The 11,311-nt window shown below is 58.3% G+C and carries 6 protein-coding genes and 1 pseudogene; 2 read left to right on the top strand and 5 right to left on the bottom strand.

Translation table 11 applies throughout. From position 1 onward, the window contains the following. Positions 1–776: 776 nt before the first annotated feature. The 5 genes and pseudogenes from BM315_RS07560 to BM315_RS07580 all read right to left on the bottom strand — a co-directional run bounded on the left by BM315_RS07560 (position 777) and on the right by BM315_RS07580 (position 7,957). Entirely contained in the window at positions 777–1,919 is a 1,143-nt protein-coding gene (locus BM315_RS07560) for an FRG domain-containing protein (RefSeq protein WP_090499454.1), read from the bottom strand. A 110-nt stretch (positions 1,920–2,029) separates the two neighbouring features. Beyond that, positions 2,030–2,140: pseudogene (locus BM315_RS25435) on the bottom strand (hypothetical protein); the annotation flags it as partial. Positions 2,141–2,212: 72 nt separating this feature from the next. Further along, positions 2,213–3,301 carry a DUF5677 domain-containing protein gene (locus BM315_RS07570; RefSeq protein ID WP_090499456.1) on the bottom strand — a complete coding sequence of 363 codons (1,089 nt, stop codon included), beginning with the start codon at positions 3,299–3,301 and terminating at the stop codon, positions 2,213–2,215. A 166-nt stretch (positions 3,302–3,467) separates the two neighbouring features. Then, positions 3,468–4,718, bottom strand: coding sequence for a ribonucleotide-diphosphate reductase subunit beta (locus BM315_RS07575; RefSeq protein WP_090499458.1), 1,251 nt, complete (start codon positions 4,716–4,718; stop codon positions 3,468–3,470). A gap of 353 nt (positions 4,719–5,071) precedes the next feature. Further along, positions 5,072–7,957 (bottom strand): ribonucleoside-diphosphate reductase subunit alpha, encoded by a 2,886-nt coding sequence (locus BM315_RS07580; RefSeq protein ID WP_090499460.1) that lies wholly within the window; start codon positions 7,955–7,957, stop codon positions 5,072–5,074. Positions 7,958–8,855: 898 nt separating this feature from the next. Here BM315_RS07580 and BM315_RS07585 point away from each other — a divergent pair. Both BM315_RS07585 and BM315_RS07590 read left to right on the top strand, forming a co-directional pair. Continuing rightward, on the top strand, positions 8,856–9,581 hold the full coding sequence (locus tag BM315_RS07585) for a response regulator (protein WP_090499462.1): 726 nt from the start codon (positions 8,856–8,858) through the stop codon (positions 9,579–9,581). Continuing rightward, positions 9,578–11,182 carry an ATP-binding protein gene (locus BM315_RS07590; protein WP_090499464.1) on the top strand — a complete coding sequence of 535 codons (1,605 nt, stop codon included), beginning with the start codon at positions 9,578–9,580 and terminating at the stop codon, positions 11,180–11,182. The genes BM315_RS07585 and BM315_RS07590 overlap by 4 nt, the downstream gene beginning before the upstream one ends. The last annotated feature ends 129 nt before the right edge of the window (positions 11,183–11,311 follow it).

An 11,311-nucleotide genomic window follows, 5' to 3' on the forward strand; every position in this document is an offset into this window, starting at 1 on the left:
TGTCCAAGGGGCCGTGGAATGAGTGTCCAAGTCAGCGTGGAATCGCTGTCCAAGTGTTCGTGGACTGGGTGTCCAAGTGCGCATGGAATCCCCATTCTCTGGGGCGGATTACCGCCAGGGCGGTACTACAAGCATCATCACCGCTTGATCCATATGGGTGGCTGGCGCGACTCGGTCGTAGCCACAAACGAGGAAACGGGTTCGATCGGGTCAACCGTTCAGGTTTAGCGAGCCCCCCCTGCCGTTAAAAAGCAGGGCGGGTCGGCTTTGGATCTTGACGCAGGGCCGGCTAATGGGTGTCCCCTAATATTCCTGATGGGGCGTTTGGCGTCGTCTATGCCATTGCGGTTCGATGACCAAAAGCAGAGCCACAGCTTTTTGATGGGTATCGCTGCGCTCAACCCATCCTCCAAATCTGCGGATACCAACCGGCCCTGTAGGAGCGGCCCATGGCCGCGATGCTTTTGCGTTCAGGCTCTGCTTTTGCTGTTCGCTCTGTCCTCCACAAATCGTCCAGACAGCGCGATCCAGAATCCCGTCAGGAGGCCGAAACGCAGCGAAGCGGAGTAACAGCCGCAGGCTGGCCCGCAGGGCGAGCGCAGCGAGGGAAGTTGAGCGAAGCGAAACCCGTATGCCGGGCGCGCTTTCTCTTTGGTTACTTTCTCTTTCGCGCGAGCAAAAAGAAAGTGACTCGCCGTAAGGGCGAAACCCGTAATAGCGGTTAACGGAAATCGTGGTCTGTCCCCTAATGCTCCCATAATCTTCATAACTTTATATCAATAACCCTGTTGGGTTTTGATATGAGAGCACAGCCCGTCTAAGTCGGGGAAAATGGTTGAGTTGTTTATTCCGTACTTTGATAAGGACTTTAGAAACGAAGGCTTTAGGTTTTTCGGTATTATGTATTTTTGAATTTCTGGCTCGTCGATTTCATAACAGCAATCAGGGTGGACTGTAAAAGCCCCTGACTGGGCAGTAATCCTTCTTGAACCATGAGATGGAAGGAAAGCCGCTGGTTTTTTTAGTGTTTTTATGTTTATTTTTTCCTCTCTTTTATAGTCTCTTGCCTTATATAGATAAACGGCGCCATCGTTGTCGATACTTTCATTGACACAGAAAAAGCAGGCTACCAAAGGGCTAAAGCTCCAATCAAGAAGTCTGGTTGGTAGTCCATGATGCTGTGCTAATGTTAGCCATTGAATATCATTTTCTGGATATTTTTCCAAATGAGGCCGAGAGTGAGCCTTGAACACCCACATCATCTTGTCCTCTCTGGTCTGATGCCCCTCTGATGTGTGCCTGAATAGAGAGGGAAGCAATCTGTAGTTTCTATTGGGTACGCCTCGGAATAGGTCGTTTGGATCGGTATTGCTAACTTCTTCTAGGAATTCGTTGATGCTTGTAATTATTTTTTCGTTTTTTGTTGCGGATAAGTAGGCGTCGGCTGATATTTCAGCCTCTAATAGGGATCCATATAGGTCTTTTGTTTTTTCTCTGAATGCTGATTTTGCGGAGTTGAAGGTTTCTTTTGCGCTGGCTGTAAGGGTTTCCTCTATTGTTGGGGTGTTGATTTCTTCTTTTAATTGAGGGTTTGAAGGAGTAAATCTGTGCAGTGCTAGCTCATTCTTGATAAAGAGGGTGTCGTTCTTTGAGGTGCATAGTATTTCTGCATCCGAAAGGAATATGTCTAGCTTATTAAATATTGCGCTAAATCTTGGTTTGTCGTTTAGGAATTCGTTGGTTATTCCATGTACAGCTATTTCAGACCCGTCTATATCTCTGTCTGGGTTTAGGTAGCAGTGGAAAAATTTTCCTGTTAGCTCCTTGTTTTTTATTTCCACGGCCCCAATTTCAATAATACGATGGCCGTCAGTGACAGGTGCACCTGTCGTGCTAAGAGAAAGAAAAATTTGTCTCATGTTTCCTCTCGATAAAAAGCCCGTATTAGGCGGGGCTTTTAGTTTTCAATCGCCACCCCAAATATCCATTTCAGGTAAAGCGCTCTTGATCTTTCAGTGAGTAAGCCGAATCAATCCCAGCTCAACGCCCCACCAGTCTGATATTCAATAACCCGCGTCTCGAAGAAGTTATTCTCCTTCTTCAGGTCCATGATCTCGCTAATCCATGGGACAGGGTTGGAACGATAATAGGGACCACGGTTTCGCTTGAATGATCAAGCAGAAGCGAAAAAACCGTGGTCTGTCCCCCAATACTACTTGGCATTGCGCAATGCATCGCCTTTAACCTGCAGGGCAGCGGCCGCATCTACGACTTCTTGCTTTAAAATTTCGTGCCATAACCTGAATACCGACATTCTTATAGCTGACTCCTCATTAGGAAAAGCCGTTATCAAAGCAATTGTCGCGTAGATCAATGACAGGCTTGTGCACTGTATTGGCTCTATAAACCCCTCATTAGATGGGCCGGTCAATAAAATATCTTTATTTGACATTGACGTGCCTAACTTAAAGCCAATACTGTCAATTCCAGCGTGTACATATTGATTGGCAAAGCTAAAGTGATTTCTCAAGAAGCTCATTTCGACGAATTTTTCTATGTCGATAAAATTTGCTTCTGATTTGGGATTCATTGCTTTGCCTAGCGCCTTAAGGGCCCAGCCAAATTTATTTTTAAAACATGGCTCATATTTGTCAATCGTCTCCTTTTGTTCTTTCGCCATTTGAGTTAAGTGCGCACTGGAGAAAGCTTTAAACCCAAGCTCGTTGTTATTGTTGAATCGAGTGGCAGCGGATACGCGGGAGGCATGTTGAAAGTCTGTGAACCTTGATGCCAAATCTTCATCGCCTTCGCAAATGAATATGGTGGTTACTGATGTCTCGTGTAGCGTTCTCCACCGAGCAAATGCACCATCTGCATATCCTCCGTGTAAAAGATGGGATATTTCATGTCCAACTTGTACACAGCGCGCATGCAAGCGTGTTGCGATATTAAATTTGTCAGTGTTTGTGTTTGTCGTGCCGGTATTTCCTCTTCTCAATTCGTCTACGATTTCCATGCACATATATAAAAGGGTGTCGAGTCTTTTTAATGGCGCTTCCCAGGTTTGGAATAGACGTTCTCTAAACTTACTAAGCGATTCGTAGGTTTCGGATAAGAGTTCGTCTTTTCCTGCATCAAGCATTTGAAAAAATTGTAGAGAGAAATATTTTTGTAGTTCATCTGGATTGGTTTTGAAGTGCTCTGTTATTTTGTCAATATCTTCAGCACTCAAATCTAAAGCGTCAGTCAGATAACGAAGTAGTGCTGTATTAGAATCTCCGCTGTTATTATTTGCATTCATTGCATGTTCCTTTGCATAGATCGAAATTATAAGTGTATGGCTCTTCGAGTGTTTTTAAAATACCAAAAAGAACCCCGCACTAGGCGGGGCATTAAGTCTTCTAGCTCGCCACCCCAAACATCCATTTTAGGTAAAGCGCTCTTAACTCTTCAGTGAGTAACTCGAATCAATCCCAGCTCAACGCCCCACCAGTCTGATACTCAATCACCCGCGTCTCGAAGAAGTTCTTCTCCTTCTTCAGGTCCATGATCTCGCTCATCCACGGGAAGGGGTTGGTGGTGCCCGGGTACTCTTCCTTCAGGCCGATCTGGGTCAGGCGGCGGTTGGCGATGAACTTGAGGTAGTCCTCCATCATCGCCGCGTTCATGCCCAGGACGCCGCGCGGCATGGTGTCGCGGGCGTATTCGATTTCCAGCTGGGTGCCTTCCAGGATCATCTGGGTTGCTTCGTCCTTCATCGCGGCGTCCCACAGGTGCGGGTTTTCGATCTTGATCTGGTTGATCACGTCGATGCCGAAGTTCAGGTGCATGGATTCGTCGCGCAGGATGTACTGGAACTGCTCGGCGACGCCGGTCATCTTGTTGCGCCGGCCCATGGAGAGGATCTGGGTGAAGCCGCAATAGAAGAAGATGCCTTCCAGTACGCAGTAGTAGGCGATCAGGTTGCGCAGCAGTTCCTTGTCGGTCTCGACGGTGCCGGTGGTGAAGGTCGGGTCGGAGATCGAGCGGGTGTACTTGAGGCCCCAGGCGGCCTTTTTCGCGACGCTGGGGATCTCGTGGTACATGTTGAAGATCGCGCCTTCGTCCATGCCCAGCGATTCGATGCAGTACTGGTAGGCGTGGGTGTGGATCGCTTCTTCGAAGGCCTGGCGCAGGATGTACTGGCGGCATTCGGGGTTGGTGATCAGACGGTAGACGGCCAGCACCAGGTTGTTGGCGACCAGGGAGTCGGCGGTGGAGAAGAAGCCGAGGTTGCGCATGACGATGCGGCGCTCGTCGTCGGTCAGGCCGTCGGTGCCTTTCCACAACGCGATGTCCGCGTTCATGTTCACTTCCTGGGGCATCCAGTGGTTGGCGCAACCATCCAGGTACTTCTGCCAGGCCCAGTCGTACTTGAAGGGTACGAGCTGGTTGAGGTCGGCGCGGCAGTTGATCATGCGCTTCTCGTCGACCGCAACGCGGGCGGAGGCACCTTCCAGTTCGGCCAGGCCTTCGGCGATGTCGAGCTGATCGAGGGCGGCCTTGGCGCGGGCCACGGCGGCGCTGTCGTCGGCGGCGATGGCGCGGGCTTCGACCGCGGCGGCACCGCCGACCTGGTCGAGCTTGTCGATGTTCATGTCCGCGATTTGCGCGGTGGTGTTGCTGGCGACGGCTGCGTCTGCGCCGTCTTCCTTGTCGAATTCGTCCCAGCTCAGCATGGCTTGGCTCCTGCTTCAGGGCGGTGAAATAACCGGCCTGTATGGATGTACAGTTAATTCTAGTCCGTTGTCGAGTGCACGCAAACGGCTTGTTATCTGGTGTTCTGATCGTGCTTCGCGGGCGGGCTGTGGTTCGCCTCGTTCGCGGAATTTACCTATATGCAGATTGATGGGTATCGCTGCGCTCAACCCATCCTACAAATTTAGGCTTCACGCTTTGCACGCCCTTCGAGCGTGTAGCTGAGTGAGTAGTCGCAAGGCACCTGCTGGAGTGGAGCCCCTGAGCGTACGACTGTACGTGATGGGGGCCGCTCCGGCAGGTAACGCCGCGAATGCCGCTCAGATCCGCGCGCTTACTGACACGCCTCGCAGTCCGGTTCGTCGATGGCGCAGGCCTTGGGCACCGGTGCCGGGCCGGCCGGTGCCGCGCTGAGGCTGTCGCCGCCACCGCTGGACACGGCGTTGAGCTTGCCGGTGTTGACGGTGGACTTCTCGGTGCTGGTGGCGGCCAGGGCGCGGAGGTAGTAGGTGGTTTTCAGGCCGCGGTACCAGGCCATGCGGTAGGTTACGTCGAGCTTCTTGCCCGATGCGCCGGCGATGTAGAGGTTCAGCGACTGGGCCTGGTCGATCCACTTCTGGCGGCGGCTGGCGGCGTCGACGATCCACTTGGTGTCGACTTCGAAGGCGGTGGCGTAGAGGTCTTTGAGCTCCTGCGGGATGCGTTCGATCTGCTGCACCGAGCCGTCGTAGTACTTGAGGTCGTTGATCATCACCGAGTCCCACAGGCCGCGGGCCTTGAGGTCGTGGACCAGGTAGGGGTTGATCACGGTGAACTCGCCCGACAGGTTCGATTTCACGTAGAGGTTCTGGTAGGTCGGTTCGATCGACTGCGACACGCCGGTGATGTTGGCGATGGTGGCGGTCGGGGCGATGGCCATGATGTTGGAGTTGCGGATGCCGTTCTGCACCCGGGCGCGCAGCGGTGCCCAGTCCAGCGACTCGCTCAGGTCGACGTCGATGTACTTCTGCCCGCGTTGCTCGATGAGGATCTGCTGCGAGTCCAGCGGCAGCACGCCCTTGCTCCACAGCGAACCGGCGAAGGTCTCGTAGCTGCCGCGCTCGTCGGCCAGGTCGCAGGAGGCCTGGATGGCGTAGTAGCTGACCGCTTCCATGGATTTGTCGGCGAAGTCGACCGCAGCATCCGAGCCGTAGGGGATGTGCTGCAGGTACAGGGCGTCCTGGAAGCCCATGATGCCGAGGCCGACCGGGCGGTGCTTGAAGTTGGAGTTGCGCGCCTGCGGCACCGAGTAGTAGTTGATGTCGATGACGTTATCGAGCATGCGCACGGCAGTCTTGATGGTGCGCTGCAGCTTGGCGCGATCCAGCTTGCCGTCGACGATGTGGTTCGGCAGGTTGACCGAGCCGAGGTTGCACACGGCGATCTCGTCGGCGTTGGTGTTGAGGGTGATCTCGGTGCACAGGTTCGAGCTGTGCACCACACCGACGTGCTGCTGCGGGCTGCGCAGGTTGCACGGGTCCTTGAAGGTCAGCCAGGGGTGGCCGGTTTCGAACAACATACTGAGCATCTTGCGCCACAGGTCTTTGGCCTGGATGGTTTTGAACAGCTTGATCTTGCCGTACTGGGTCAGGGCTTCGTAGTACTCGTAGCGCTCTTCGAAGGCTTTGCCTGTGAGGTCGTGCAGGTCCGGCACTTCGCTCGGGCTGAACAGGGTCCACTGGCCGTCGTCGAACACGCGCTTCATGAACAGGTCCGGGATCCAGTTGGCGGTGTTCATGTCGTGGGTGCGGCGGCGGTCGTCGCCGGTGTTCTTGCGCAGCTCGATGAACTCTTCGATGTCCATGTGCCAGGTTTCCAGGTAGGCGCAGACCGCGCCCTTGCGCTTGCCGCCCTGGTTGACCGCCACGGCGGTGTCGTTGACCACCTTGAGGAAGGGCACGACGCCCTGGGATTTGCCGTTGGTGCCCTTGATGTAGGCGCCGAGGGCGCGCACCGGGGTCCAGTCGTTGCCCAGGCCGCCGGCGAATTTGCTCAGCAGGGCGTTGTCGCGGATGGCGTCGTAGATGCCGCCCAGGTCGTCCGGCACCGTGGTCAGGTAGCAGCTGGACAGCTGCGGGCGCAGGGTGCCGGCGTTGAACAGGGTCGGGGTGGAAGCCATGTAGTCGAACGAGGACAGCAGGTTGTAGAACTCGATGGCGCGGTCTTCTTTCTGCTGTTCTTCGATCGCCAGGCCCATGGCCACGCGCATGAAGAAGATCTGCGGCAGTTCGAAGCGGGTGCCGTCCTTGTGGATGAAGTAACGGTCGTAGAGGGTCTGCAGGCCGAGGTAGGTGAACTGCTGGTCGCGCTCGTGATCGATCGCTGCGCCGAGTTTTTCCAGGTCGAAGCTTTTCAGCACGGGGTTGAGCAGTTCCAGCTCGATGCCCTTGTCGATGTAGGCCGGCAGGGCCTTGGCGTAGAAGTCGACCATCTCGTGGTGGGTGGCGCTGCTGGCGACACCGAGGAAGCCCAGGCCTTCGGCGCGGATGTTGTCCATCAGCAGGCGGGCGGTGACGTAGCTGTAGTTCGGCTCGCGCTCGACCAGGGTGCGCGCGGTCATCACCAGGGCGGTGCTGACGTCGCTCTGGGCCACGCCGTCGTAGAGGTTCTTCAGGGTTTCTTTCTGGATCAGCGCGCCGTCGACTTCGGCCAGGCCTTCGCAGGCCTCGCTGACGATGGTGTTGAGGCGGCCCATGTCCAGCGGCGCCACAGTGCCGTCGGCGTGGGTCACGCGCAGGCTCGGGTGCGGCTCGGCGACGTCGCCGGCGCTGGCGCTGGCGTTCTTGCGCTTGGTGGCCTGGGATTCGCGGTAGATCACGTAGTCGCGGGCGACTTTCTGCTCGCCGGCGCGCATCAGGGCCAGTTCGACCTGGTCCTGGATTTCCTCGATGTGGATGGTGCCGCCGGACGGCATGCGCCGCTTGAAGGTGGCGCTGACCTGTTCGGTCAGGCGCTCGACGGTTTCATGGATACGCGACGAGGCGGCGGCGGTGCCGCCTTCCACTGCGAGAAACGCCTTGGTGATGGCGACGGTGATCTTGTCATCGGTGTAGGGCACCACGGTGCCGTTACGCTTGATCACACGCAACTGGCCCGGCGCGGTGGCGGCCAGGTCGAGGTTGCCATCGGTGGCCTGTGGTGCTTGGGCCTGCGGGTTCTCGCGAGAGGTGTCGGTATGCATGCTAGGCGTGTCTCCGTGATCGGTAATTTGTCGGGGCGGCGCTTTCCGGTGGATCTACTGCCGTTTCAACAACACCCGCACGCAGCCAGAGGCTGGGAGCAGGGGACTTGCAAACTGGCTGGAAGGGTCTGAGAGAAAGCGCCTCCCTGGCTTCATGTCTTGTGTCGGCCCTGCCCGGCACTACTAGATGTAGTGGTCGGAGTGCAAGGACCGTCTGCCATTATCCTGGTTCTGGCAGGCGGGTCGCGCTGCCGGAACAATGACCGCTGCGCGTGTGCAGTGGCCGCTATCGGGGTTGATTCGTGCACCGATCCGGGTTGGGGACTAGACCTTTTATGGGCAATTGTGCTTGTGCCGTTTTTATGGTCAAAACCCAACATGTAGGTGTTTGGTGCGATGGAGATACAAGATAGTGCGGTGTCGGGGGGATGGCAAGTCCTCCGCCCTGTGGATAAAGCTGTGGGTTAACTTGGGGTAACTTAGGCAAAGCCGCGTGTTTGCTGGGGTGGCTGGCGTTGTACCGTTCGTCGTTGTTTCGGTTTTTTTTCATGATCATGGTCAAGATTTCGAGTCCGCCACAGAAACACAATATGTAGCTTTTTTTGTGGCATTTTGGCCTGCTCTGTGCAGAGGCGCTTTTTACCCGCGAGTGGTCTGTGCGGTTGATTGGATAACGCTCATTCGTCGCAGTGAGTCCTGTCCGTGGGCGGCACGGCCGCGGTGCGCCTTGCGCCGCGGCGGGTCAAACCGACAGCCCCGCGGGGAGTGCGACCTGCAAGGTCCTGGCATGGTTTGCGGCCATGGGCAAACGGATTAACCGAACAGGCCACTAACGCCGGTCGGCATTGCTACAATCGGCTTCTTTTCCGCCGTCGTTGATCTGTCCCCGGAGGCAGCCGTGCAGCAGCAAGACACCTGGCACATCCTTATCGTCGAAGACGACCAGCGCCTGGCCGAGTTGACCCGTGATTACCTGCAGAGCAATGGCCTGGCGGTGAGCATCGAGGGCGACGGCGCACAGGCTGCCGCGCGCATCCTCAAGGAGCAGCCGGATCTGGTGATTCTCGACCTGATGCTGCCGGGCGAGGACGGTCTGTCGATCTGCCGCAAGGTGCGCGACCAGTACGACGGGCCGATCCTGATGCTCACCGCGCGCACCGACGACATGGACCAGGTGCTCGGCCTGGAGATGGGTGCCGACGATTACGTGTGCAAGCCGGTGCGTCCGCGCCTGTTGCTGGCGCGGGTTCGCGCCCTGCTGCGGCGCCGCGAGGGCGTTGCGACGCCGGCCGGCGAAGGGCCGCGGCGCCTGGAGTTCGGCCCGCTGGTGATCGACAGTGCGATGCGCGAGGCCTGGTTGGGCGAGCAGAGCATCGAGCTGACCAGCGCCGAGTTCGACCTGCTCTGGCTGCTGACGGCCAACGCCGGGCGGATCCTCTCGCGCGAGGAGATCTTCAATGCCCTGCGCGGCATCGAGTACGACGGCCAGGACAGATCCATCGACGTGCGCATCTCGCGGATCCGGCCGAAGATCGGCGACGACCCGATGCATCCGCGGCTGATCAAGACGGTGCGCAGCAAGGGCTATCTGTTCGTCGCCGAGGCGGCCGAAGCGCTGCTATGAATTCGATCTTTCTGCGCATCTATGCCGGCATGCTGGCGGTGCTGGTGCTGGTGGCGCTGCTCGGCGCCGGCACCCTGCACCTGGTCAACGAGGTGCGCTCGGAGCAGTACCGCGAGCGCCTGGCGCGCGGCACCTTCCGCCTGATGGCCGACAACCTGGCGCCGATGAGCGAGCTCGAGCGGCGGCGGGCCGTGGTGATATGGGAGCGCCTGCTGGGCATTCCGCTGACCATCGAGCCGGCGGCCGATGCCCCGCTCGACAGCGGCGCGCGCAACCGTCTCAAGCGTGGCCTGGTGCTGGTGCGGCAAACCGGCCCGCATGCGGCGACCGTCTACAGCCAGATCGATGAACGGCAGCAGTTGTTGCTGACCGGCGAGGTGCAGCAGATCAGCGAACAGTTGGCGCGGGCGACGGTGTTCCTCCTGCTCGACGAGTTGATCCGCTTTCCCCAGGCCGAGCAGCCGCGGCGCCTGGCCGAGCTCAAGCAGGCCAAGCAGTTCGGTTTCGATCTGCGCCTGGTCAGTCTCGATCAGGCCGCCCTCGACGACGATCAACGCCGGCGGGTGGACGAGGGCGATACGGTGATGGCGCTGGGCAAGGGCGGCGACAGCATTCATGTGTTCTCCGGCGTGGTCGGCACGGACTGGGTGCTGGAAATCGGCCCGCTGTATCAGATGAACCCCTATCCGCCGCAGTTGCTGGTGTTGATCGGGGTGCTGGGTCTGAGCCTGATCGGCTTGACCGTCTATCTGCTGGTGCGGCCCCTGGAGCAACGCCTCGGCGATCTGGAGGGCGCCGCCACGCGGATCGCCAGCGGCCGTCTGGATGCGCGGGTGCCGAGCCGCGGTACGGATTCGGTGGGGCGGCTGGCGGCGGCCTTCAATGCCATGGCCGAACACCTGCAGCGTTCCCTGAGCATCCAGCGCGAGATGGTCCGGGCGGTGTCCCATGAGCTGCGCACGCCGGTGGCGCGCCTGCGCTTCGGCCTGGAGATGATCGGCGATGCTGAGAACGAAACGGCGCGGCGCAAATACATGGACGGCATGGACAGCGATATCCAGGACCTCGACAAGCTGGTCGACGAGATGCTGACCTATGCACGCCTGGAGCAGGGCGCGCCGGCGCTGAACTTCCAGCAGGTCGACCTGGGTGAGCTGATCGATCAGGTGATCGACGAGCTGGCGCCGCTGCGCGCCGGTGTGCGAGTCGAACGCGGCCCCGCCCTGGATGCCCTGGATGGCAGCGGTGCGCTGGTCGAGGCGGAATTGCGCTACCTGCACCGCGCCCTGCAGAACCTGGTGAGCAACGCCATGCGCCATGCCGAATCGCGGGTACGGGTGAGTTACCAGATCGGCCAGCAGCGTTGCCGAGTGGATATCGAGGACGACGGCCCCGGCGTACCGGAAGAGGCCTGGGAACGCATCTTCAGCCCCTTCCTGCGCCTGGACGACAGCCGCACCCGCGCCTCCGGTGGCCATGGCCTGGGCCTGTCGATCGTACGCCGGATCATCTACTGGCACGGCGGCCGCGCCCAGATCGGCCGCAGCGAACGCCTCGGCGGCGCGCAGTTCAGCCTGGTCTGGCCGCGCAAGCAGGGTTGAACGGGACGGCCACCGCGCGAATAAGTTGCTGCTCTGGTGGGCGGGTCCGGGCGCGATGCGTTTGAATGTTGGGCGGACCCTGTCCGCCATCGCCCCGAGGTCGGGCCTCCTACAGGGGAATGCGGTGTT

Origin of the sequence: Pseudomonas borbori, assembly GCF_900115555.1 — a bacterium.
Classification (GTDB): domain Bacteria; phylum Pseudomonadota; class Gammaproteobacteria; order Pseudomonadales; family Pseudomonadaceae; genus Aquipseudomonas; species Aquipseudomonas borbori.